The organism is Arthrobacter sp. TMT4-20, from assembly GCF_054510775.1.
This window is the reverse complement of the sequence record NZ_JBTNDW010000008.1, coordinates 76590-100227: the sequence shown is the minus strand read 5'-3', so window position 1 is coordinate 100227 and position 23638 is coordinate 76590. Positions and strand designations below refer to the sequence as shown.

The 23638-nt window shown below is 62.8% G+C and carries 24 protein-coding genes; 3 read left to right on the top strand and 21 right to left on the bottom strand.

The features are described from left to right. Window positions 1-183 precede the first annotated feature (183 nt). From ACX80Z_RS09550 to dacB, 18 genes are all read right to left on the bottom strand, one after another. Window positions 184-2691 carry an ATP-dependent Clp protease ATP-binding subunit gene (locus tag ACX80Z_RS09550; RefSeq protein ID WP_026041226.1) on the bottom strand — a complete coding sequence of 836 codons (2508 nt, stop codon included), beginning with the start codon at window positions 2689-2691 and terminating at the stop codon, window positions 184-186. A gap of 130 nt (window positions 2692-2821) precedes the next feature. Beyond that, window positions 2822-3142 (bottom strand): histone-like nucleoid-structuring protein Lsr2, encoded by a 321-nt coding sequence (locus ACX80Z_RS09545; protein WP_019483979.1) that lies wholly within the window; start codon window positions 3140-3142, stop codon window positions 2822-2824. Window positions 3143-3269: 127 nt separating this feature from the next. Continuing rightward, window positions 3270-3464: a hypothetical protein gene (locus tag ACX80Z_RS09540; protein WP_019483980.1), complete on the bottom strand. Its 195-nt coding sequence runs from the start codon at window positions 3462-3464 to the stop codon at window positions 3270-3272. Next, window positions 3457-4920: a lysine--tRNA ligase gene (gene lysS / locus ACX80Z_RS09535; RefSeq protein WP_083850973.1), complete on the bottom strand. Its 1464-nt coding sequence runs from the start codon at window positions 4918-4920 to the stop codon at window positions 3457-3459. The genes ACX80Z_RS09540 and lysS overlap by 8 nt, the downstream gene beginning before the upstream one ends. A gap of 146 nt (window positions 4921-5066) precedes the next feature. Then, window positions 5067-5984 (bottom strand): pantoate--beta-alanine ligase, encoded by a 918-nt coding sequence (gene panC, locus ACX80Z_RS09530; protein WP_459315682.1) that lies wholly within the window; start codon window positions 5982-5984, stop codon window positions 5067-5069. Beyond that, the gene (locus ACX80Z_RS09525) at window positions 5981-6892 is read right to left on the bottom strand and encodes a Rossmann-like and DUF2520 domain-containing protein (RefSeq protein WP_024477159.1); all 912 of its coding nucleotides are present in this window, start codon (window positions 6890-6892) and stop codon (window positions 5981-5983) included. The genes panC and ACX80Z_RS09525 overlap by 4 nt, the downstream gene beginning before the upstream one ends. Further along, a complete protein-coding gene (locus tag ACX80Z_RS09520) occupies window positions 6879-8474 on the bottom strand; it encodes a PH domain-containing protein (RefSeq protein WP_459315680.1) in 1596 nt (531 codons plus the stop codon). The genes ACX80Z_RS09525 and ACX80Z_RS09520 overlap by 14 nt, the downstream gene beginning before the upstream one ends. Beyond that, entirely contained in the window at window positions 8471-8986 is a 516-nt protein-coding gene (locus ACX80Z_RS09515; protein ID WP_459315678.1) for a PH domain-containing protein, read from the bottom strand. Before ACX80Z_RS09515 ends, ACX80Z_RS09520 begins: the two co-directional genes overlap by 4 nt. Next, on the bottom strand, window positions 8979-9476 hold the full coding sequence (locus ACX80Z_RS09510) for a DUF3180 domain-containing protein (RefSeq protein ID WP_019483986.1): 498 nt from the start codon (window positions 9474-9476) through the stop codon (window positions 8979-8981). The genes ACX80Z_RS09515 and ACX80Z_RS09510 overlap by 8 nt, the downstream gene beginning before the upstream one ends. After that, a complete protein-coding gene (gene folK / locus ACX80Z_RS09505; protein ID WP_459315676.1) occupies window positions 9464-9979 on the bottom strand; it encodes a 2-amino-4-hydroxy-6-hydroxymethyldihydropteridine diphosphokinase in 516 nt (171 codons plus the stop codon). The genes ACX80Z_RS09510 and folK overlap by 13 nt, the downstream gene beginning before the upstream one ends. After that, entirely contained in the window at window positions 9976-10365 is a 390-nt protein-coding gene (gene folB / locus ACX80Z_RS09500; RefSeq protein WP_026041228.1) for a dihydroneopterin aldolase, read from the bottom strand. The genes folK and folB overlap by 4 nt, the downstream gene beginning before the upstream one ends. An 8-nt stretch (window positions 10366-10373) precedes the next feature. Continuing rightward, window positions 10374-11279: a dihydropteroate synthase gene (gene folP, locus ACX80Z_RS09495; RefSeq protein WP_459315674.1), complete on the bottom strand. Its 906-nt coding sequence runs from the start codon at window positions 11277-11279 to the stop codon at window positions 10374-10376. Window positions 11280-11293: 14 nt separating this feature from the next. Further along, window positions 11294-11911: a GTP cyclohydrolase I FolE gene (gene folE / locus ACX80Z_RS09490; RefSeq protein ID WP_019483990.1), complete on the bottom strand. Its 618-nt coding sequence runs from the start codon at window positions 11909-11911 to the stop codon at window positions 11294-11296. 36 nt (window positions 11912-11947) lie between these two features. After that, the gene (gene ftsH, locus ACX80Z_RS09485; protein WP_459315672.1) at window positions 11948-14026 is read right to left on the bottom strand and encodes an ATP-dependent zinc metalloprotease FtsH; all 2079 of its coding nucleotides are present in this window, start codon (window positions 14024-14026) and stop codon (window positions 11948-11950) included. Window positions 14027-14218: 192 nt separating this feature from the next. Next, window positions 14219-14770 carry a hypoxanthine phosphoribosyltransferase gene (hpt, locus tag ACX80Z_RS09480; RefSeq protein WP_024477154.1) on the bottom strand — a complete coding sequence of 184 codons (552 nt, stop codon included), beginning with the start codon at window positions 14768-14770 and terminating at the stop codon, window positions 14219-14221. A 41-nt stretch (window positions 14771-14811) separates the two neighbouring features. After that, window positions 14812-15804 (bottom strand): tRNA lysidine(34) synthetase TilS, encoded by a 993-nt coding sequence (tilS, locus tag ACX80Z_RS09475; RefSeq protein ID WP_024477153.1) that lies wholly within the window; start codon window positions 15802-15804, stop codon window positions 14812-14814. A gap of 43 nt (window positions 15805-15847) precedes the next feature. Further along, complete coding sequence (locus tag ACX80Z_RS09470) at window positions 15848-16996, bottom strand: zinc-dependent metalloprotease (RefSeq protein WP_459315670.1); 1149 nt, start codon at window positions 16994-16996, stop codon at window positions 15848-15850. Window positions 16997-17037: 41 nt separating this feature from the next. After that, window positions 17038-18471 carry a D-alanyl-D-alanine carboxypeptidase/D-alanyl-D-alanine endopeptidase gene (dacB, locus tag ACX80Z_RS09465; RefSeq protein ID WP_459315669.1) on the bottom strand — a complete coding sequence of 478 codons (1434 nt, stop codon included), beginning with the start codon at window positions 18469-18471 and terminating at the stop codon, window positions 17038-17040. A 142-nt stretch (window positions 18472-18613) separates the two neighbouring features. Between dacB and ACX80Z_RS09460 the strand changes: the two genes are divergently transcribed. Beyond that, window positions 18614-19180, top strand: a complete 567-nt coding sequence (locus ACX80Z_RS09460) for an inorganic diphosphatase (protein WP_024477151.1) — start codon at window positions 18614-18616, stop codon at window positions 19178-19180. A 69-nt stretch (window positions 19181-19249) separates the two neighbouring features. Further along, on the top strand, window positions 19250-19897 hold the full coding sequence (locus tag ACX80Z_RS09455; protein WP_024477150.1) for a hypothetical protein: 648 nt from the start codon (window positions 19250-19252) through the stop codon (window positions 19895-19897). 14 nt (window positions 19898-19911) lie between these two features. Here the strand turns inward: ACX80Z_RS09455 and ACX80Z_RS09450 are convergent, their stop codons facing one another. Next, a complete protein-coding gene (locus ACX80Z_RS09450; protein ID WP_019483997.1) occupies window positions 19912-20742 on the bottom strand; it encodes an HAD family hydrolase in 831 nt (276 codons plus the stop codon). A gap of 43 nt (window positions 20743-20785) precedes the next feature. After that, entirely contained in the window at window positions 20786-22072 is a 1287-nt protein-coding gene (gene serS / locus ACX80Z_RS09445) for a serine--tRNA ligase (protein WP_019483998.1), read from the bottom strand. Between the two features lie 72 nt (window positions 22073-22144). Between serS and ACX80Z_RS09440 the strand changes: the two genes are divergently transcribed. Further along, window positions 22145-23245, top strand: a complete 1101-nt coding sequence (locus tag ACX80Z_RS09440; protein ID WP_459315667.1) for a diacylglycerol/lipid kinase family protein — start codon at window positions 22145-22147, stop codon at window positions 23243-23245. Here ACX80Z_RS09440 and ACX80Z_RS09435 read toward each other — a convergent pair. Continuing rightward, a complete protein-coding gene (locus ACX80Z_RS09435; protein WP_019484000.1) occupies window positions 23242-23607 on the bottom strand; it encodes a hypothetical protein in 366 nt (121 codons plus the stop codon). The two genes, ACX80Z_RS09440 and ACX80Z_RS09435, sit on opposite strands and share 4 nt — an antisense overlap. Between the last annotated feature and the right edge of the window lie 31 nt (window positions 23608-23638).

Genomic DNA, 23638 nt, shown 5'->3' with positions numbered 1-23638 from the left:
CCGCAGCGGACGTGGCGTGGTTCACAGCGACTTCTCTGAGAGAGTAATAAGTTGCTTCAGGCACACAAGGTGAGCTTCCGGCCTGGCCTGCCGTGTCGGTAGCTGATAAACCGAAGGCCTCCGGCCAGCACCATGGTGCCGGCCGGAGGCCTTCAGGCTGACGCCACCCGGCGTCGCCACTGTCTACTCGGGGACTGTGGCCTCAATAGCCGCAGGAGCATCCTCGATTTCTTTCGGAGCACCGTGCCCAACGAAGGTGAAGCGGGCTTCGTCCCCTTCGCCTTCGACATCAACGGAGACCAGTTCACCGGACTTCAGTTCACCGAACAGAATCTTCTCGGAGAGCTGGTCCTCGATCTCCCGCTGGATGGTGCGGCGCAGCGGCCGGGCACCCATCGAAGGATCGTAACCGCGGGTGGCCAGCAGTACCTTGGCCGCGGGGGTCAGCTCGATGCTCATCCCCTTGTCGGCCATCCGCTTGCCCAGCCGCTCAAGGAACAGGTCGACGATCTCGACAATCTCGTCCTGGGTGAGCTGTGGGAACACCACCGTGTCATCAACACGGTTGAGGAACTCTGGGCGGAAGTGCTGCTTCAGCTCTTCCGTCACCTTCGCCTTCATCCGGTTGTAGGTGGTGGTGGTGTCGGTGCCGGACTGGAAACCCGTCATGACGCCCTTGGAAATATCCCGGGTGCCGAGGTTGGTGGTCATGATGATGACCGTGTTCTTGAAGTCCACCACCCGGCCCTGGCTGTCAGTCAGGCGACCGTCTTCCAGGATCTGGAGGAGCGAGTTGAACAGGTCCGCGTGGGCCTTCTCGACCTCATCGAACAGCACCACCGAGAACGGACGGCGCCGCACCTTTTCGGTGAGCTGCCCACCCTCTTCGTAGCCCACATAACCGGGAGGGGCACCAAAGAGCCGGGACACCGTGTGCTTCTCGGAGTATTCGGACATGTCGAGGGTGATCAACGCGTCCTCATCACCGAACAGGAATTCCGCCAGGGCCTTGGCGAGCTCGGTCTTACCGACACCGGTGGGGCCGGCGAAGATGAATGATCCACCCGGCCGTTTCGGATCCTTCAGCCCGGCACGTGTGCGCCGGATTGCCTGCGAGATCGCCTTGATGGCGTCGTTCTGGCCGACGACCCGCCTGTGCAGCTCGTCTTCCATCTTGAGGAGCCTCGTGGACTCTTCTTCGGTGAGCTTGAAGACCGGAATACCGGTTGAGTTGGCGAGGACCTCAGCAATGAGTTCCTCATCGACCTCGGCAATGTCATCGAGACCGCCCGACTTCCAACGACGCTCCTTCTCCATCCGCTCGTCATGAAGCTTCTGCTCCTTGTCGCGCAGTGAGGCGGCACCCTCGAAGTCCTGCGCATCGATCGCCGACTCCTTCTCCCGCTTGACGTCCGCAATGCGGTCGTCAATTTCCTTCAGCTCGGGCGGGGCGGTCATCCGGCGGATACGCAGCCGCGCACCAGCCTCATCGATTAGGTCGATTGCCTTATCGGGCAGGAACCGGTCCGAGATGTAACGCTCGGCGAGCGTCGCAGCCGAAGTGAGCGCCTCGTCGGTGATTGACACGCGGTGATGTGCTTCGTAACGGTCCCGCAAGCCCTTGAGGATCTCAATGGTGTGCGCCACTGACGGTTCCTGCACCTGAATGGGCTGGAATCGACGCTCCAGGGCCGCATCCTTCTCGATGTGCTTGCGGTACTCGTCGAGGGTGGTGGCGCCAATGGTCTGCAACTCACCCCGGGCGAGCATCGGCTTCAGTATCGAAGCGGCATCAATTGCACCTTCTGCGGCTCCCGCACCCACCAGGGTGTGGATCTCGTCGATGAACAGGATGATGTCGCCGCGGGTGCGAATTTCCTTGAGCACCTTCTTGAGGCGTTCCTCAAAGTCTCCGCGGTACCTGGATCCTGCCACCAGCGACCCGAGGTCGAGGGTGTACAACTGCTTGTCCTTGATCGTCTCGGGCACGTCACCGCGGACAATTGCCTGCGCGAGACCTTCGACGACTGCCGTCTTGCCGACGCCTGGCTCACCGATCAGAACAGGGTTGTTCTTGGTGCGGCGCGACAGCACCTGCATCACGCGTTCCATTTCCAGGGCACGCCCAATAACCGGGTCAAGTTTGCCTTCGCGGGCAGCCTGGGTGAGGTTCCGCCCAAACTGGTCAAGGACCACCGAACCGGCTGGGGTGCCTTCCTGCTGCTGGCCGCCCACTGACGCAGGCTCTTTGCCCTGATACCCGGACAGCAGCTGGATCACTTGCTGGCGGACACGGTTGAGGTCGGCGCCAAGCTTGACCAGTACCTGGGCTGCGACGCCTTCACCCTCACGGATGAGCCCGAGCAGGATGTGCTCGGTGCCAATGTAGTTGTGGCCGAGCTGCAGCGCTTCCCGCAGCGAAAGCTCAAGTACCTTCTTGGCGCGCGGGGTGAACGGGATGTGGCCGGACGGTGCCTGCTGGCCCTGGCCGATGATCTCCTGGACCTGCTCACGGACGGCGCCGAGGGAGATGCTGAGGGATTCGAGCGCCTTTGCGGCGACCCCTTCACCCTCGTGGATGAGCCCGAGCAGGATGTGCTCGGTGCCGATGTAATTGTGGTTGAGCATGCGGGCCTCTTCTTGGGCCAGCACTACAACACGACGGGCGCGGTCGGTAAATCTCTCAAACATGGGGCACACTCCTAGCTAACGCGTAATTCGATGCTACGTGTCCTGCACAGGCTTTTGGAGCGTGTTCGCCACAGGCGAGATATCACACCCACCTGCGACTGCGCCCCAGGGGGCGCAGTCCGGTTCCTCTTTAGCGCTGTGCTGCCCGGTAGGCCTCGACGATTTCGCTGTTGACGCGTCCACGCGCCGAGACATTGTGGCCATTGGCTCGCGCCCATTCACGCACCTGGGCTGCTTCCTGGTTACGGCCCGGCGTCGCCACCCGCGCTTTTACCTGCGTGCTACGGCGGGCCCCGGATACGTAATTGCTCATAGCGGCCCTGAGTTCTTTCGCATGGGATTTTGAAAGATCTATTTCATACTGCACACCATCAAGGCCAAAACGTACGGTTTCATCAGCTTCGCCACCGTCGAGGTCATCGATCAGGAGGATCTTTACTTTTTGTGCCACGGTTAGCTCCTGCGTTTTGTGCTGAATTTATATGTAACTCTAATTATGGGCTAGGCAGACAGTAATCGTCAAAGTGCGAAAAAATCCTACTTTTGGGAACTTTTTCGAAAAGGCGAACAGAACTACTTCATCGGGACTCTGCTGGGTCCTCGTGATCGGGCGTTGCAACTGGCGCTTCCTGCTGTGCCTGGGCCTGACGCTCCTCGGCCTGGCTCATTGCTTCGCGCTCAGCCCTATCCGCGTTGAAAATGGACCGCATGACAAAGTAAAAGATCGCCCCGACCCCTATCGATGGCAGCAATACCGCAACATACTCAAGCACGACTATCTCCAACTGGTTTCAGAATGGGAAACAGGATGGTTTCCCTAATACCTGCATTGGTGAACAGCATCACCAGTCGATCAATCCCAAGGCCGATGCCTCCCATGGGGGGTGCGCCATATTCGAGCGCACGGAGGAAATCCTCATCGAACTGCATAGCCTCGTGGTCGCCGGCAGCTGCCTGCAGCGACTGCTCAACCAGGCGTGCCCTCTGCACCACCGGGTCGATGAGTTCAGAGAACGCCGTTCCTCGCTCCATTCCGCCGATGATCAGGTCCCACGCCTCAATCAGAGCGGGATCCTCCCGGTGCGGCCGGGCCAGCGGCTGGGCCGAGGGAGGGTAGTCGTAGACAAAAGTCGGTTGGATCAGGGTCGGCTCAACCAGCTCGCCGAACAATTCGAGGACAAGCTTTTCGCTGCCCCATTCCGGCGCAATCTTCACCTGGTGGATTTCGGCGATATTCCGGAGCTCCTCAGCGGATGTCTCCGGAGTTACCTCGCTACCCACTACCTCCGAAAGCCCGGGGTACACGCCGAGCCACCGCCATTCCCCATCAAGGTCAATCACGCCGGCCTCTGTTTCGATGGTCCGTGTGCCCAGGATGTCCGCACAATTAAGAATGATTTCCTTCATTCGTTCGGCCATTCCGAACTGGTCGGTGTACGCCTCGTAACACTCCAGCATGGTGAATTCGGGGCTGTGAGTTGAGTCGACCCCCTCATTGCGGAAAATCCGGCCAATCTCATAGACCCGGTCTATTCCGCCGACGACCGCCCGCTTCAAATAAAGCTCCAGTGCGATTCGAAGAGTCATTTTCTGATCGAAAGCGTTGAGATGGGTTTCAAACGGTCGTGCAGCAGCACCGCCATGCACCAACTGCAGCATTGGCGTTTCTACTTCTACATATTCCAGCGAGTGCAGAGTTTCCCTAATGGATCGCACGATAGCGGCCCTGGTTCGAACCATCTCCCGCGCTTCTTCGCGCACCATCAGATCGACGTAGCGTTGCCTGACCCGGGTTTCCTCGCTGACTCCCGTATGCAGGGTTGGCAGCGGGCGCAGTGCCTTTGAGGCCATGCTCCACCCGTCCGCCATGACCGAGAGCTCCCCGCGCCTGGAACTGATTACTTCACCGTGCACTTCAACGTGGTCCCCGAGGTCCACCAGCGCTTTCCAGTCCGCAAGCGACTGGTCACCAATTTCGGCCAGGCTGAGCATGGCCTGGAGCCTGGCCCCACCACCCTCCTGCAGCGTCGCGAAACACAGTTTCCCGGTGTTGCGAATGAACACCACTCGACCCACCACCGACACCATCTCACCGGTGGTGGCTTCAGCGGGCAATTGCCCAAACTCTTTCCGCAGCTCGGCCAACGAGTGTGTGCGCGCCGGCTTCACCGGGTAGGCCTCATCCCCCCGTTCGAGCAGCCGCTCGCGTTTCTCCATGCGGATACGCATCTGCTCGTTGGTTTCGTCGGTGCTGCCCACGACATCGGCGAGGACTGATTCTTTGGCGGTGCTGGAATTATCTGGGGTCACGAGATATAAGTTTACCGGCTGCTTTTCGCCACCCGGATTTGCAGCCGATCAAGATCGTGGTTCGGTCAGGACCCCAGCGGAGCGTTATCAATTAGTCTGACCGTTCCAACCTTCGCCGCGATCAGCGCCAATGCCTCTCCGGTGAAGGGTGTCTGGCGGCAGTTGAAGGCCAACGGTTCGAGCGTCGAGGGGTGGACAACCTCAAAATAGTCCAGTTCCACCAGCGGCTGGCTAGTGACCAATGCCACTGCGGAGTCCAGGTCCAGCGGCTCATTCCGTTCCGCCCGACCCTCCAGGAGACGTAGCGCACGTGACAGCACCAACGCTGCTTCTTCTTCGGCCGCCGTCAGGAAACGGTTGCGGCTGGAGAGCGCCAGCCCATCAGCGGTCCTGACCGTTGGTACCGTGACAATTTCGGCGGGGAAGTCCAGGTCCCGAACCATCCGGCGGATCAGGGCAAGCTGCTGCGCATCCTTCTGGCCAAAATAGCACTTGAACCCGGCGTCAACTGTTGGCGCCGTAAGGTGCAGCAGTTTCGCTACCACCGTGAGCATTCCGTCGAAATGCCCTGGCCGGGCGGCCCCTTCAAACTTTTCACCGAGGGCACCGGAGTTGAGGGAAACAAGCGGTGGGCCGTCCGGATACATCACCGTCTCCGAGGGGGCAAAGACCACCTCTGCCCCGCAGTTGGCCAACAGTTCCAAATCCTGATCCGGTTGCCGCGGGTAGCGTTGCAGATCGGTTCGTTCACCGAATTGCAACGGATTGACGAAGATTGAGGCGACCACTACGTCGTTGTTTTTGCGTGCCGCCCTCACCAGTGCCGCGTGCCCGTCGTGGAGGGCACCCATGGTGGGGACAAAGCCGAGGGTGGGACGCCGCTCACCGCGGGGTGTTCCCGGGCGTCGGTCCAGGAGGTCGGCGGTGGTCTCAGCTAGTTCGGCCGGGGTCCTGACCACCGTCGGGCGGTTCGAACCATTCACGAGGTGCCCAACGTATCGAGTGCGAGGGCATGGGCGATTGCCGCACCCTGTGCGTGGCTGAGAAGTCCCCGTTCGACGGCCCGTCGGGCGGTGGCAACCGCCAGTGAACGGTAGGCGGCGCGGATGTCCTCGGAGGGTTGGGCTTTCAAAGCCGCCATGTGCGCCTCGACGGTCCCTATGTCGCCGCGTGCCACTGGCCCGGTAAGCGCTCCCTCGCCTGCTGATAGAGCGTTTTCAAGTGAAGCCCGCATCAGCGGTCCGAGCATTCGGTGGGGTTGCTCAACGCCAATGTCAGAGAGCAGTTGGGTCGACTGAGCGGTGATCGTCACAAGATGGTTCGACGCGTGAGCCAGTGCCGCGTGGTACAGCGGCCGGTGAGCTTCTTCAATCGCCACCGGTTCCGCACCCATTTCGACTACCAGTGCCTGGGCGACCGGAAGCACGGCTGTTGGCGCGGTAATCCCGAAGCTGCAGTCGGGCAGGCGAGCGAGGTCAAGGCTCATGCCGGTAAAGGTCATCGCAGGGTGCAACGCCAGCGGAATGGCTCCTAGCTTGCGGGCTGGGTCCAGCACCGAAATACCGAACCGCCCGGAGGTGTGGGCAACGAGTTGCCCGGGCTGCCATGCCCCGAGCACGGCCAGACCCTCGACGAGTTCCGGAAGCGCATCATCGGGAACCGCGATCAGGACCAGCTCGGACCGCTCGATGATCTCCGGAATCTCCAGCACCGGCACGCCGGGCAGGAGCATTTCCGCACGTTCCCGACTCGCCTCAGAAACAGCCGACACCCCGATAATTGCGTGGTCGGCGGCGCGCAGCGCTGCACCGAGCACCGCTCCTACCTTGCCGGCGCCAATGACTCCGACCCCGAGTCGGCCCGGGCGCCGTGCCCCGCTACCGCTCGCCATCTCGAGGGGTTCCTTCCTCATCCACCGACATTTCTTCTAGCTCCTCAGGTTCGTCGTCCGGTCGTGTCGCTCCGTCATAGGTTGGCGGCGGTGGCATCAGCGTGGCGTCTGCAACCTCCACCGGCCTCATCCACTGCTCCGGCAGACTGCGGCGACGCGCCTCAGCGGCGCGGATGCCCTGTTCGTGAAAGAGCCGCCAGGCGGTGTCCTCATCGACCTGCTGGATCCGTGGGCTGACCGGCCCCGGGGTGGTATGAAGCAACAGGTCGACGACCCGGAATCGCCTGTACACCGGCCCCTGGTGAAGTGCCAGCGATTGGGTCCGTTCGTGCGGGACCACGGCAAGGTTCCGCCAGAAGAATCCCGACCGGATCAGGAGAGCCGTCCTGGTGACCGCGAAGCCGTTGCGGCGCCATTCCAGCGGCCCAATCCACCGTGCACGCCGCGGGGTCGAGAGGAACCCGGCCCGGCTGTCTCTCCCCTCCATTCCGGCGGTAAAAACGTCGAGGGGTTCGTCAGTGCCGGGGTCTGGGAGGACCAGGGCCAGGATCTGTAGGACGTCTTGCCGGGTGCCTACGGGCAGGAGCGTTGCCCGCGCCTGGGCGTCTCCCGATGCTGAAATGCCGTATCCGGCTACGTTGACTGTCATCCGGTACCAGCCCTTGGCCCGCCAGAGCGGGGGCTGGGTAATTCCGACCGCCTGGATTCGCCCGGGTGGGACGGTCTGTGTTCGGGTATCCAGCAGCCCGTAGCGGACCCGGATGCCGTCCGGGGAAATAGCGGCCCGGAAGTTGAACCCGTTCTTGATGCTGCTCCAGTAGCCTCCGGCAACACCTAGGCCCAACGGTATTATCACCGCGAGCGGCGCCGCCTGCTCAAGGATCACCGCCAGGACAACCACCACTGCCACACCGATGATGAGGAAGATGGTGGTTCCTGAGAGAAGCGCGGCTGCGATCACCCGCCCGGGTTTCAGAGCCAACACCTCGCGCTCGGGTGCCTCCTGAATATCGTCGGGGTTATCGGGGTCAATGCTGACCCCCGCTGCCCGGGCCAGGATGGTGGCGCGCAAGCGTTGCGCATCGTTGAGTTTGAGGAATGCGAGCTTGACAGCGGACTCGCCTGCGTCAGCCACTTCGAATTTCAGTTCCGCCAGGCCAAAGACCCGCGCCAGGAAGGGTTGCACCACGTCGATGGCCTGTACCCGGTCAAGCCGTGCCTGCCGGTTCTGCCGAAACACTATCCCCGAGTTGACCTTCACATGCTCGGCCGTCACCTGATAGCGCGTGAAGTACCACGACAGGAGGAAGCCAATCGCGACGAGCACCACGATCCCGGCAATGGCGGCGATGGTCCACGGCAGCCGCGCCCCGCCGTCGGACAGGTTGGGAATACCATCACCGCTGAGGAGGCTCTCAAACAGGTCTTGGCCCGCAAAAAAGGCGATTGCGATCAACGCAATCCAGCCCCGCACCAGTGGGGAAATTACGTGCACCCGGCGCCATTGATTGTCGGAGGTCGCCAGCAGTGACTCATCCGGAACGACCGGGTCCTCATGGGGTGTCTGGTCGTGGGTTGTCACAGTCCGGCCAGCTTCGCCTCACCACGGGCAGAGAGTTGCTCGCGCAGCCGTGCGCCTTCGTCTGCTGGCAGCCCCGGGATGGAAGCGTTGGTGCCGGGGGAAGCGGTGTGCATCTTCAGGGTGCATAATCCGAAGGCCCGTTCGATTGGGCCGACAGCGACGTCCACGTACTGCATCCGCCCGTAGGGCACCACCATGGTCCGTTGGTAGAAGACCCCGGTACGGATCAACAGGTCTTCGTGCCGCTCCGCGTAGCCGATAGCCCTGACCTGCCGTGGCAGCAGAATTCCTCGCCAAACGGAAAGAACCAGCGCCCCGATCGGCAGGGCCCAGGCTACCCACATGGGTGGGAAGCCCCACCAGATGTCGGTGAGGCGCAGAATCAGGGGAATGCTGAAGATGGCGACGTTGATGATCGTGCCGATCACCCAGCCGAGCAGGCGCACCCTCAGATACTTCGGTGATACCCGTGTCCACTTCAGACCGGCCGGATCAATAGGTTCCTTACGCATACTCCCCCTCGTCATTGCGACCACTTTCCCCGTCAACGCCGGTGGCACCGTCGTCGGGCGGCAGCCGGCAGAATCCCTGCACCATCAGCCCCACAACGATCATCACCATGCCGCTGGCCACCAATGCGACCGTGCCCCAGACTGAGGCCGTCACACCGCGCACGGCGACGAGCGAAAGCTGATCCACCAGAATGCCCAGGTGCCAGCCGGCGTTCAATGCGCCAGCGTACGCTGTCGCCTGGGCCAACACCACGGTGCGGGCGGCGAGGATGGGGTTGAGCGGCCGGTCGCGGCGCCCGTTCCGCCAGCGCTGGACCCGGATCCCGAAGATGAGCGTTACGGTCAGGATGGCCGCCACCGTCAGCAGCGAACTCAGGTGCAGTGTCGGAACCGGAAAACCGTTCCGGCCCGCCCACCAGTTCATCATCCAGCCACCAATACCGGCAACCACTCCGAATGCTGCCAGCCAGCCGACCTTTAGGGTACCCACTGAGTGTCGGCCCCCTCATACGGTCGGATTCCTGTGCGGTCCGCGGTGTCATTGACCAGCTCGGTTACCAGGCGCCCGTCAAGCAGCGCAGTAGAGTCCATCCAGGCCCAGGGTTGCAGGACAAATGCCCGCTCGGCTGCCCTGGGATGCGGGATGGTCAGTCGCTCGTCGTCTGACCTGAAGTCGCCGAAGGTGATGATGTCGATGTCGAGAGTCCTCGGTCCCCACCTGACGTCCCTGGTCCGGTGATGCTTTTCCTCTACTGACTGACAGTGGGCCAGGAACTCGTAGGGTCCCAGATCGGTTTCGACTTCGATCACCATGTTCAGGTACTCCGGCTGATCCGCCGGACCCCCGACCGGGATCGACCGTACCACCGGTGAAACCTCACGCAACCGCACCCGGGCGCTGTCCACCAGGTCGGCGACGGCGAGGGACAGGGTGCTGTGACTGTCGCCAAGGTTGCTCCCCAACGCCAGCACCGAGCGCACCCGTTCGGTCACGAGGCTTCCTGGCCGATCCGGGTGCGCACTAGCGAAACAGCGACGTCCCCAAACGGCACCGGAATCGGCGCCCGTGGTTTGTGAACCGTTACCTGAACCGTCTCGGCCGGGAACGACGCGAGAAGCCGCGACGCTATCCGTTCGGCTAGCGCTTCGATGAGGTTCAGGGGGTCGCCGGTGATGACCGCGGCAACCTGCTCAGCGACGTCACCGTAATGTGCGGTGGTGGTGAGGTCGTCGGTGGCGCCCGCCTCGCGGAGATCGAGATGCAGGACGACGTCGACGACGAATGGCTGACCGTCCCTGCGCTCGGACTCGAAAACGCCGTGGAAACCTACTGCGGTTATTCCGGTGATCGTGATGGTGTCCTGCTGGACCGGTGTCATGTCGGGACCTAGCCGGTCCACGCGGCGGAAACCTTGACGGCGTCCAGGTTGGGCCCGACCTCATGCACGCGTACACCCCAGGCGCCTGCGGCCGCGGCCAGCGCCGACACCGCAACGGTTGCCGAGTCGCGCTCCTGCGGTGCGGCTGCTTTGCCCGCCGAGGTGAGGAGCGTCCCCAGGAACCGCTTACGTGAAGCACCGATCAGGACCCGATGGCCCAGCGCGTTGAACCGGTCAATGGCGCGCAGGATTGTCCAGTTGTGGGCCTCATCCTTGGCAAACCCGAGGCCTGGGTCAAGGATGATCTGGTGTGGCTCCACACCGGCTGCGACGAAAGCGTCCCGAACCTGGCTCATTTCGGCGATCACCTCGTCGACGACATTTTCGTACTCGGCGAGTGAGCCCATCGTCGCGGCCGTGCCGCGGCGGTGCAATAGAACGTAGGGCACCTTCCGCTCAGCAATCAGGGCGGGCATCTCGGGGTCGTAGTCCAGGCCGGAAACGTCGTTCACCAACGCAGCGCCGGCGTCGAGCGCTTTCCCTGCCGTCGAGGCGTGCATGGTGTCCACGCTGACGAGGGCACCGGCCTTCACCAGGGCCTTAACCACCGGCAGGATCCGTTTCTGTTCCTCGTCCGGACTGACCAGGTCAGCGTTGGGGCGGGTGGATTCGCCCCCCACATCGATGATGTCCGCGCCGGAGTAATGCATCCTGAGGCCTTCCGCGATAGCCTCATCGGCGCTGGTGAAGCGCCCGCCGTCGCTGAAGGAATCAGGGGTGATGTTCAGTACACCCATCACGAGTGAACGGTCGGTGGGTAGGTCTGCCAGGGTCTTCGCCACTCTGGAGACCCTCAGGACAGGAATTGGTGATGTGGCGGGTCCGGTTCCCGGCGCCGCAGCGAGTGAATCCATCGGTATGTGGTGTCCTATCTTCCGAGTATCAGGCTCATGGCTTCGGCACGGGTGGCGGGGTCGCGCACCTGGCCGCGGACGGCTGAAGTGACAGTTTTCGCTCCAGGTTTGCGAACTCCACGCATTGACATGCACATGTGTTCGCACTCGATAACCACAATGGCACCCTTTGGCTGCAGGTGCGTCATGAGCGCCTCAACAATCTGGGTGGTGAGCCGCTCCTGCACCTGGGGGCGGCGCGCGAACACTTCCACCAGCCGGGCCAGCTTACTTAGCCCGGTGACACGCCCCTCCGCCGAGGGGATGTACCCGATGTGGGCTGACCCGTGGAAAGGAACCAGGTGATGCTCGCAGGTGGAGTAGAACGGGATGTCCTTGACCAGGACCAGCTCTTCATGATCAATTTCGAAGGTGGTGGAGAGGATTTCCGCTGGGTCCTGATGGAGCCCCGCGAAGAACTCGGCGTAGGCCTTTGCAACCCGTTTGGGGGTTTCCACCAGCCCGTCCCGGTCGGGGTCCTCTCCAATGGCAGCAAGGATTTCCCGCACTGCACGTTGGATTCTGGGCTGGTCTACTGGGGAACCGGCCGCTTCAAGGGCCGCCGAGAACACCTCGTCGTCGAATTCGGTCACTGAACCAATCCTACGCGGTACCTGCAATCCCACCGTTTAGGGCTGGGAACTCTCTGCGCCACCTTTGCCGGGTGAGCCTTCGCCGGACTCGGACTCGGGCTCAGGCAGATCGTTGCCGTGAACATCAAAGTCGCCAACGATTTGCGCGTCAGCAATCTGATCCTGGGGTGCAACGGTCTCGGGCGCAGGTTCGCCGGCCTCGCTGGCTTCCTCGCGCTCCTTCTTTGAGACCACCGGAGGCAGGGCGTGTACCGGACGGGAATCCTTGGACAACCAGACGTCGCGCAGGTCACGCTTGCGGATTTCGGTGAACACCTCCGCGATTTCCGCCTGGTTCAGTGTCTCCCGCTCCAGCAACTCCAGCGCGACACGGTCCAGCACATCCCGGTTCTCGGTCAGAATTTCGTACGCCTCGTCATGGGCGTTGTCGATCAGCCTGCGGATCTCTTCGTCGACGATGTACGCGATGTGATCAGAGTAATTGCGCTCGTGACCCATGTCCCGTCCGAGGAACGGCTCACCTCCACCCTGTCCGAGCTTTACCGAACCGATCCGCTCGCTCATCCCGTACTGGGTGACCATTTTGCGGGCCGTGGCAGTTGCCTTCTCGATGTCGTTGGATGCACCAGTCGATGGGTCGTGGAAGACGATCTCCTCCGCTACCCGGCCGCCCATGGCGTAGGCCAACTGGTCCAGCAGTTCATTGCGGGTGATCGAGTACTTGTCGTCGCTGGGCAGCACCATCGTGTAGCCCAGGGCGCGGCCGCGCGGGAGGATGGTGACCTTGGTGACCGGGTCGGTGTTGCGCAGGGCGGCCGCTACCAGGGCGTGCCCACCCTCGTGGTAGGCGGTGATCTTGCGTTCCAGTTCCTTCATGACCCGGCTGCGCTTCTGCGGTCCGGCGATCACCCGGTCAATCGACTCGTCAAGTGCCCGGTCGTCGATCAGTTGGGCGTTTGAACGTGCGGTCAGGAGGGCCGCCTCGTTAAGGACGTTGGCCAGATCAGCGCCGGTAAAACCTGGGGTCTTCTTGGCTACCGAACGGAGGTCCACCCCCGGGGCCATCGGCTTGCCCTTGGAATGCACCGTGAGGATGTGTTCCCGGCCCAGCATGTCGGGTGCTTCAACCCCGATCTGCCGGTCGAAGCGTCCGGGCCGAAGGAGCGCAGGATCCAGGACGTCGGGCCGGTTGGTGGCAGCGATGAGGATGACGTTCGATGTTGCATCGAAGCCGTCCATTTCAACCAGTAGCTGGTTCAGGGTCTGCTCGCGCTCGTCATTGCCGCCGCCGACGCCGGCGCCACGGTGGCGTCCGACGGCGTCGATCTCGTCAACGAAAATAATCGCGGGCGCGTTCGCTTTGGCCTGCTCGAACAGGTCACGGACCCGTGAGGCGCCCACGCCGACGAACATTTCCACGAAGTCGGAGCCGGAGATGGAATAGAACGGAACCCCCGCCTCGCCGGCTACCGCTCGGGCCAGCAGGGTCTTGCCGGTCCCCGGGGGACCGTAGAGCAGTACACCCTTGGGAATTTTGGCACCGAGGGCCTGGAACTTGGCCGGTTCCTGCAGGAATTCCTTGATTTCGTGGAGTTCCTCGACCGCCTCGTCAGCGCCGGCGACATCGTTGAAGGTGACCTGCGGCATGTCCTTGGTGACGAGCTTCGCCTTGGACTTGCCGAACTGCATCACCTTGGATCCGCCGCCCTGCATCCGGGAGAGCAGGAACCAGAAAATGGCGCCGATGATCAGGAGGGGCAGGAGTAGACCGAGCAGGCTGGTGAACCAGTTGCTTTCGGCTGGCTGATCAGTGAAACCGTCGACGTCGGAGGTGTTGATCGCTGCAACCACGTCCTCCGCACGGGCGGTGCTGAAGAAGAACTGGACGCTGCGGCCCATATCCTCGTAGTCGTCACGCAGCGTGAGATCAACCCGCTGGTCGCCGTCGTAAATCTTGGCCTGCTCCACCTGGTTGTCGTTCAGCAGGTCCAGCCCAACATTGGTGTCAACCCGCGAACTGCTGGTACTGAACAGGTTGGGCAAAATGATCAGCAGCGCCACCACGGCGAGCACAATCCAAAAAATGGGCCCCTTGAAAAGGTTCTTAAATTTCATTCGTCTCAGGGCTGCGAGACCCTGTCCCTCCTGCTTAACAAACCAAATATCGCTTACGGCAACGCGGTCCGCGCGCAACGAAAGCTGCTACCCAAGCTTTACACCGTCTTCACACAACCACGCACCAAATTGCGCATAAGTTCCCTATGGGCGGACAGATTTCGAGTGTGCCCGCCCCGCTGGTGACCCGGTCTACTCGTAGACGTGCGGGGCGAGGGTACCGATGAAGTCAAGGTTGCGGTACTTTTCTGCGAAGTCCAGGCCGTAGCCGACCACAAACTCGTTGGGAATGTTGTAGCCGACGTACTTCACGTCGATGCTGACCTTCGCGGCTTCTGGTTTCCGCAGGAGGGTGCAGATCTCAACGGAGGCCGGTCCCCGGGACTGCAGGTTGGACTTCAGCCAGGAAAGGGTCAGACCCGAGTCAATGATGTCCTCCACGATAAGGACGTGCTTTCCCATCAGATCGGTTTCCAGGTCCTTGAGGATACGCACCACCCCCGACGACTGGGTGCCAGAGCCGTATGACGATACCGCCATCCAGTCCATGGTGACGTGGGAATGCAGTGCACGCGCCAGGTCAGCCATCACCATTACTGCGCCCTTCAGTACACCGACGATCAGGATGTCCCGGCCGGCGTAGTCGGCGTCTATCTGGGCCGCCAGCTCGGCTACGCGCTGCTGGATTTCCTCTTTTGTGTAGAGAACATGCTTGAGGTCGTCATGGACGTCCTGTGAATCCACCAATTGCTCCTGAGGGTTTGGATAGGGCGGCACCGAAGGGCTTAGGAAAGTGCGCGGTTGTTTCTAAAGACAAGACTGCCATAGCTTGGGTCCCCTTGGGGAACGGATTTCCCGCGCACCTGACGGTGCACGCTGATGAATCCGCCAAGTTGCACCGGGCCGGCAGAGCCACGGCGCTCCAGCAACGTCTCGGTCGCACGGATCCTTTCAAAACTCGGCTGTTCCCCGCCGAGCCGGACGGCAGTGAGGGCCAGGACGCGCTGCCGGAGGGATGGCGGCAGCGCGCGGAGTGCGTCTTCGGGGAGCAGGATGTCGTTGCCGTCGAGCACGTGCAGTTGCTCATACTTTTCCAGGCTGACCCGATCCAGATAGTCGGCGTCCTGCGCCAGAATGCGTGAGGTGCGATACAGTGCCCGGGCCACCCCTGGGCCGAGCTGGTCTTCCAGGTAGGGCAGTACCTGGGTTCGGACCCGGGAACGAGCGAAGCTGGGATCAGAGTTTGACGGATCATGCCAAGGCTCAAGGCCCTCGAAACGGCAAATTTCGACCGTCTCCTCACGACGCAGTCCCAGGAAGGGCCGAAGGTAGCGGCCGCGCTGGGCCGGCATGCCAGCGAGGGACCTGGTGCCGGATCCGCGCGCCAACCCCAGCAGCACCTGCTCCGCCTGGTCATCAAGTGTGTGGCCAAGGAGCACCGCTGACGCACCCAGTTCGGCTGCAGCCGCGTCCAGAACCCCGAACCGGGCCGTACGCGCCGCCGCTTCCGGTCCCATGCCTGTCTGGTCGACAGTGACTGCCCGTACACTCACCGGTTCCAGCCCCAACTCTGTGAGCTTGGTTGCCGTCTGCGCGGAGACCGCTGCACTGTCTGGATGGAGGCCGTGATCCACTACCACCGCTCCTACCCGGTACCGTCCGGAGCGGGCTGAGTGTGCTGCGACGGATGCCAGTGCCAAAGAGTCGGGTCCTCCGCTGCAGGCCACCAGGATGAGAGACCCCACCGGGGTTCCCCCCGATTCAAGGGCGTGTTGCAGCAGGTTGCGGGCGTTGGCCACCACCGGGCTGAGCCGGGGTCGCCTAACCACCGTTGCGCAACCCCATCCGGGCGATCCACTTGTCAGGGGCATGGATTTCTTCCTCAGTCGGAAGGTGCTCTGCACTGGTCCAGACGCTGTTGAATCCCTCCATGCCCACCCGGTCCACGACCCGGCGCACAAACCTCGCACCGTCGCTGTACTGCCGCATCTTGGCATCGAGCCCAAGGACCCGCCGCAGGAATTTCTCCACCGGGCCGCGTGACTTTCCCCGCGCGTTGAAGCGGCGGCGAATGGTTTTGACGCTCGGGACGATGCTTGAGTCAACGGCGTCCATCACCACGTTCGCGTGCCCTTCGAGGAGGCTCATGACGGCGGTGAGGTGTGACATGCGAGCCTTGTCCTGCGGATCCTGGAGCAGGGAGAGGATTCCGTTGTCGCTGTCTTTGGGGTCGCTGTCTTTGCTGTCACTGTCGGTGGGAGCACCGCCGCTGGTGAGACCCTTTGCCGCCTTCGCCAGTCGGTCGGAGAGTCCATCCGCCTTATCCAGCAACCCCTCGGTCAGCTCGGAAATGTGCGCCAGCATGTGGTCCTTCAACCAGGGTGCGGCGGCGAACTGGACCCGGTGGGTTTGCTCGTGAAGGCATACCCACAACCGGAAGTCGGCAGGCTCTACGTTCAGCTCACGCTCCACCGCGAGGATATTGGGTGCTACGAGCATCAGGCGCCCGCCTGATCCGTTTTTCGCCGGCCCGAAGGGGTCGTATTGTCCAAGCACCTTTGAGGAGAGGAAGGCCAGGATTGCACCGAACTGGGCACCGGTGAGGGTTCCGCCGAGCGCGGCGCTGGCGGTGGTGAGCTGCTCCTTTTTGGTGCGTGAAAGATGCTCCAGCGCTGGCGCCATCAGCGCCTGGAAGCTCTGGGTGTTTGCCTTCGCCCAGGACGCCCGATCCACGATCAACAGATCGGAGTCCCGCAGGTTCTTGGCGGCGTCGAGCCCGGTGATCTGGTGGACGTAGCCGATCGATGCGTCAGCAGCGGCGCGGAGTTCAGCGACAACCTCGGCAATCTCCCGTGGACTGACCTGCGGCCCAGCGGACGTGAGTTTGGCTGCGCTAGCGGCAGCCAGCTCCCAGTTGATGAGTTGAGGCGGTGCCTTGTGGCGGACAGTGGACGAAAAGTTGCTCTCCATGTGGTCCATTCGACCACACTAGCCTGTGAAGATTGGCGCAGCTATCGGCAACCGCAACCCGCGATGGCCGCTGCCGTCCGGTCGATTGCAGTACGCGCCGCGACAGTGTTTCCGTCCAATTCTCCGGCAATAAACGAGAACACCAGAAGCCGTCCGTCAACAGTGACCACGTACCCGCTGAGCGCGGTCACCGCGTTGAGTGTTCCCGTTTTTGCTCTCACCAGACCGGCGCCGTCAGCGGCAGGACCCTGCAGCTCATACCTATCCTGCAGGGTGCCGGATAGTCCAGCAATCGGCATGCCCCCCAGGGCCGCGACGAGCGCAGGATCTTCGGAGATTGCCAAGGCCCGCACCACTGCGGCGAGCTGAGCTGGCGACACGTCGTTGCGCGGCGAGAGCCCAGCAGCGTCGCCGACTACCAGCCCCTCCCCGGGCACTCCCAACTGGCCCAGGACGCTATCGATGGTATCGGTGGCGCCACCAAACGATGCCGGCTGGCCAGCGGCTCCCGCCGCCAGCCGGGCGAGTGTCTCGGCGAGATAGTTGTCGCTGGTGAGGAGCATATGCTCAACCTGTTGTTCCACGGTTGCCGATGCGACCGCTGCCAGCTCGACGGCGTCGGCAGGCGCTGAGGCCCGAATGACTTCCGCCGCCACCTCCACACCGGCCTCGCTGCCAGCGGCGGCAAACGCCGCGCTGAAGGCCGTCGCTGCGTCGAATGCCGCGTCGGCTGACCGGGGCCCCCGGGAGACGCCCTCTTCCACCCATGACGAATTGATCGCCAACGGGTAAATGGGACTTATCTCTCCTGCCGCAATGTCTCCCGGCAACCATCCTGCGTTGAGTGTGGGTCCCACGAACATCGTGTCATCGAGCAGGATGGTGAACGGTCCGTCAGCCGGGTCCACCGCGTCGAGGGTTTCATTGGCAAGGGTTTGCAGGCCGGCATGGCCCACCACCGCGTCCGGATCCGACTCCCCGGCGGACAGCAGCACGTCACCCCCAGCAATCAGCACCAGCTCGCTGCTTCTCGCACCGGCAACCACTGTTGTTTCGAACCGCCGCTCGGCTGAAAGCTTGGTCATCGCGGCGGCGGCGGTGAGCAGCTTCTGATTGGAGGCCGGTAGCTGGTGAGCATCCCCATCCTGGTCGAAGAGGACATCGCCGGAGATGGCGTCCACCACCACCCCCGACAGGTTCCCAGGGCCGTCGAGCATGAGCTCGGCTTCGAGGGCTGCCGTCAGGAGCCCGGGATCTGGGAGCGGCGCTTCAGGGTCGAGTGCCGCTACGTGTGCAGGCGGAGTCAGCTCCGACGGCGGTATCTGGAGCTCAGGGGTGCTGGGCTGCGGCGTGGCTGCCGGCTCTTCGAGGGCGCGCACCACCGATGGGACAGCGGCAAACCCCAGGGGCACTGCCAGAACCGCGAACACGGCAACAAGGAGGGCTGCGGTGATCACGCGTGCGCCGCGGAGCATCCAGGTCCCCCAATCGATTGGCTGTCACACTGGTTCGAACCCACGAGATGCGCCCTCACCCTATATGTTTAAGATTAGACCGACGCGGCAGCCTTTGAGGCACACCGCCGCGCTGCCCCACAGGATTCCACAGGAGAGTGCCATGAACCTCGACGTCACCATCGAGATCCCCAAAGGATCACGCGTCAAGTATGAAATCGACCATGAGACGCACCGGCTACGCCTGGACCGTGTCCTCTTCACCTCAATGCAGTACCCCACCCACTACGGCTACTTCGAAAACACGCTCGGTGAGGACGGTGATCCGCTGGATGCGATGGTCATGCTCCAGGACTTCGACCTCCTCCCGGGTGTGTTGGTCGAGTCGCGTCCGATCGGCGTCTTCAACATGACCGACGACGGCGGCGGTGACGCCAAGGTGCTGTGCGTTCCCACCGACCCGCGCTTCGATCACATCAAGGACCTCTCGGATGTGTCACCCTTCCTGCTGGAAGAGATCAAGCATTTCTTCGAACGATACAAGGACCTTGAGCCCGGCAAATGGGTTGAAGCAGCCGATTGGGCGGATCGGGAAGCCGCGGAGGCCGAGGTGGAGGCCTCACTGAAGCGGTTCCAGGACCTCGGGGAACAGCGGGAAGAAGACGAGCCACAGGGCCGCGACGTCGACGCCGATGTCGAGAACGCCACCACCACGCCGCAGGGCCGCTAGCAGGTTCAAAAACAACGTTTTCCGGTTGATTACACCGGTTAAGAGCATGGCTTCAGGCATACTGAAGCCATGCTCTACGTCTTAACGATCAACCAGCGTGACTCCCGTGAGGTGGGTGACCTGGTCAATGATCTACTGCGCGGGTTGCGTCATGTCGAAACCGTGGTGCCATTCCAGCGGTCAACGGGCGATGAACTGCAAGGTGTCGTCGATAACGCCACCACTGCTATCGACGTCGCGCTTACGGCCCTGCGTCACCGCCGATGGCATGTTGGGATTGGCGTGGGTGGCGTTCACTCGCCCATCCCTGAAAACATTCTCGAAGCCCAGGGCTACGGCCTGGTGTACGCGCGACGGGCGGTCACCCGGGCGCAGAAGACCGGCGAACGCATTCCATTGGCCGTGGAGGGACCTGACTCGCAGGTAGCGGCGGAGGCTGAAGCGGTGCTTCGGCTGTTGGGGCAAATTGTGTTCACCCGGACCGAGGCCGAGTGGAACGTGCTGGATCTGCTGACCCCGGGCGCCCGGGGTCAGCAAAAGCTGATCGCCGCGGAACTGGGTATCACCACCCAAGCGGTCAGCAAGGCGGTGGTCAGGTCGCACTGGGTGGAGGAATGGGCAACCCGTCCGGCGGCCGCCAGGCTCCTCGACCTTACGGCCGGTCCGGCGGCGCTACCACCAGCGACGCTGCCCTACGAATCGGGCAGCGTCTACTGACTGGGTGCCGCGCGCTAGACGAGGGTGCGGAGGACCTTCGCGGCACCGTCGTCGTACACGCTGGCCGTCACTTCGGTTGCTGCCGCGAGCACTTCATCGGGTGACTGTCCCATCGCCACACCCCTGGCCGCCCACTCGAGCATCTCGATGTCGTTCCGACCATCACCGATGGCAACAGTGCCGGACGGGTCGATACCCAGACGTCGGCGAAGCAGTTCAAGAGCACTCGCCTTGGTGACACCAGCCGCGGCAATATCCAGCCAGGCCGTCCACCCCACCGAGTAGGTGACACCGTGCAGGCCAATCGCCTCGACCGCCTCCCCGAACTGTTCGGCAGTGCTGTCCGTGCTGAACACCACCACCCGCACCGCGGCAGCGTCGAGCATTTCGTCGAAGTCCACCGTATGGGTCTCGGCGCCGAAGCTGGCATCCTGAAACCGTTCGGTGGCAAGGAAATTTCCCTCGTCATCCTCAAGCGCATATTTGGCGGTGGGCAACTTCTCCCTCAGCGCGACGAGTGCTGGCCTGGGATCGAAGGTGACCCGATCAATAATTTCGAATCCGTGGGCCAGTGTCGGATCGACGCGTAGTGTCACTCCTCCGTTGGAGCACACGCTGTACCCGCTGGTGATGCCGATCTGTTTGATGATGGGCAGCGCCGCTCCCAGTGAGCGTCCCGTGGCGATGATGACCTGATGCCCAGCGTCGACAACCGCCCGCGCGGCATCACGGACCTCTTCGGACATAATTCCCTCGTGGTCCACGAGGGTACCGTCGACGTCGAGGGCGATGAGTTTGCGTTCGGTCTGCCGGTCCTCGATGCCTGCAGTGGAGAATTCTTTCATTACTCCAGTGAACCAGACTCGCTGCTCCCCGGGGTAGGTCGGCTCAGGATGCTCCGAGGACCGGGAGCACTTCCAGCCCGCCCAGGTAGGGACGGAGCGCCTGCGGAACCGTCACTGACCCATCGGCATTCTGGTGGTGCTCGAGGATAGCGACGATCCAGCGGGTGGTGGCGAGCGTGCCGTTGAGTGTTGCAACTGCCCGGGTGCCCTTCTGTCCCTCCGGTTGCCGCTCCCGAATGTTGAGGCGGCGGGCCTGGAAGGTGGTGCAGTTAGAGGTGGATGTCAGCTCGCGGTAAGCCTCCTGGGTGGGAACCCAGGCTTCGCAGTCGAACTTGCGGGCGGCGGACATGCCCAAATCCCCGGCGGCAGTATCGATCACCCGGTAGGGCAGTTCCACCTTGGCGAGCATTTCCTCTTCCCACGCGAGCATGCGGGCGTGCTCCGCGTAGGACTCTTCCTCGGTGGTGTAAGCGAACATTTCGACCTTGTTGAACTGGTGGACCCTGATGATTCCACGGGTGTCCTTGCCGTGTGAGCCAGCTTCCCGGCGATAGCAGGAGGACCAGCCGGCATAACGGACCGGCCCGCCGGAAAGGTCGAGGATCTCGTCGGAATGATAGCCCGCCATTGCTACTTCGGAAGTGCCCACCAGGTAGAGGTCATCCTCCGCCAGGCGGTAGATTTCGGCGTCGTGGGCGACGTCGAACCCAGTACCCTGCATGATTTCCGGGCGAACCAGCGTGGGGGTGATCATGGGGGTGAAACCAGCCTGAATAGCCTGGTCCATGGCCATGTTCAGCAGCGCAAGCTCCAGCCGGGCACCAACACCCTTGAGGAAGTAAAAGCGGGACCCCGAGACCTTCGCCCCCCGCTCCATGTCGATTGCACCGATCAGCTCACCGATTTCCAGGTGGTCCCTGGGTGTGAAGCCTTCAGCGCTGAAATCCCGTGGAGTGCCGACTGTCTTGATGACCTCGAAATCGTCCTCGCCGCCGGCCGGGACGCCGTCCTGGATGGCGTTCGGCAACCGGCGAAGGAGTGAGTCCTGATCCTGCCTGGCCGCTTCAGCCTCGACTGCCGCCGCCTTGACTGAGGCGGCAAGCTCCTTTACCTCTGCGAGCAGCGCCTGCTTTTCGTCACCTTTGGCCTGGGCGACCCGCTTTCCGAAAGCGTTCTGGTCTGCCCGGAGGGATTCGGCGCTGGTTACCACCTCACGACGGCGGGAATCAGCCGAAATGATCGCATCCACCAGCGCAACGTCGGCGCGGCGGGCTCGCTGCGAGGTGCGGAATTTCTCAGGGTTTTCGCGGAGTTCATTAACATCGATCACGAGCCAAGACTATCAATGGCGCAGGACGATTATCCCCGGCAGACACTTCATGGCGATACGCTGAGGTGCATCATGCCGATTCGCCTGATTCTCCTCTTTGTCCTGGCCCTTGCCGCTGCCGCCTCCGCAATGAGCTGGCTGGGGGTCCGCCGGTTGCATTCCCGGCAGCATCCAGCTCCGACGGCGCTGCCTCGCCTCCCGGCCCCGACGGGCCGCCAGCGGGTGGCCCTAATCATCCACCCCGGAAAACTCAACGCCGATCTTGCGCGCGGCCAGGTGGAAACGGCATGCGTTGACGCCGGGTGGGACCCGCCCCTGGTCTTTGAGACCACGGTCTCCGAGCCGGGTTTTGAGCAGGCGAGCCGGGCGCTGCGGGAGGGGGCCGACGTCGTCATCGCCGCTGGTGGTGATGGGACGGTTCGTGCCGTTGCCCGGGCACTGGCGCATCAGGATGCGGCGCTGGGGCTGCTGCCCTTGGGGACCGGGAACCTGCTGGCCCGCAATCTGGGGATTCCCGTGTCGGACCTGAAAGCCAGCGTGCGCGCTGCACTTCACGGCGACGGGCGGCGAATTGATATGGGCCGTATCGAGTTACACAACGAGCAGACCGGGTCCCGTGCCGAGCACGTCTTCCTGGTGATGGGTGGCGTTGGACTTGATGCAGTGGTCGTTGCGGCGACCAGCGACGTCCTGAAAAAACGGTTGGGTTGGCTGGCCTACAGTGAGGCCGGGTTCCGCAGCCTCCCGGGGAGGCGCCAGCGGGTGAGCATTAGCCTCGACGGTCAGCCCGCTCAGAGCCGGAAGGTGCACAGCGTGCTTTTCGCCAATTGCGGGCGGCTGCCGGGCGGCATCGAACTGATCCCGAACTCGACCCTCGATGACGGTTATCTGGATGTTGTGGTGATGAGCCCGCGCAGCATAGTGGGGTGGATCTGGTTGGGGACCAAGATTGTCTTCCGCCCCCATAGCGTCATCCCGGTGATTAACTATTATCAGGCACGACGGGTCACGGTGACGGTAGCGGATCCTACAGAGACCCAGCTTGACGGCGACCTCTCCGGAGCCGTCACCTCACTTGACGTCAGCATTGATCCTGGCGCGTTGCTTGTCAGGGTCCCATCGTTCCCTGACCTGCAACGCACCAGATCAATGGCGCGAAGGACTAGGAGTTAGCGGGTGCCGCGGTCAGTGTCGGAATCCGTGTATTCTCCCTGAGGCCCGGTACCGTCCGCTGGATCTTCCTCGACGTCCGTGTACTCGCCCTCTTTCTCGGGGTCCTGGTCGCCGGTGTAGCCGCCTTCGGTCTCTTTTTCTTTCTGACCGCCGGTGTAGCCACCGCCGGGGATTGGCTCAAGGTTCTCGCTATTCGAGTCCGGGAACTCCCCTTTCGCCTGGCTGTTGATGAGCTGCTGCTCCTCGGAGAAGCGCAGATCATTGGCCTGGTCTCCGGCGTCCCCGCGGTAGTTTTCGTCAGAGGTGGCTCCGCCGCCCTCGTTTGGGTTGACGTCGCGTCCGTCGTTAGCTTGCTCGCTCATGGTGCGCCTTTCGTTGAACGGTTGCGCCGAC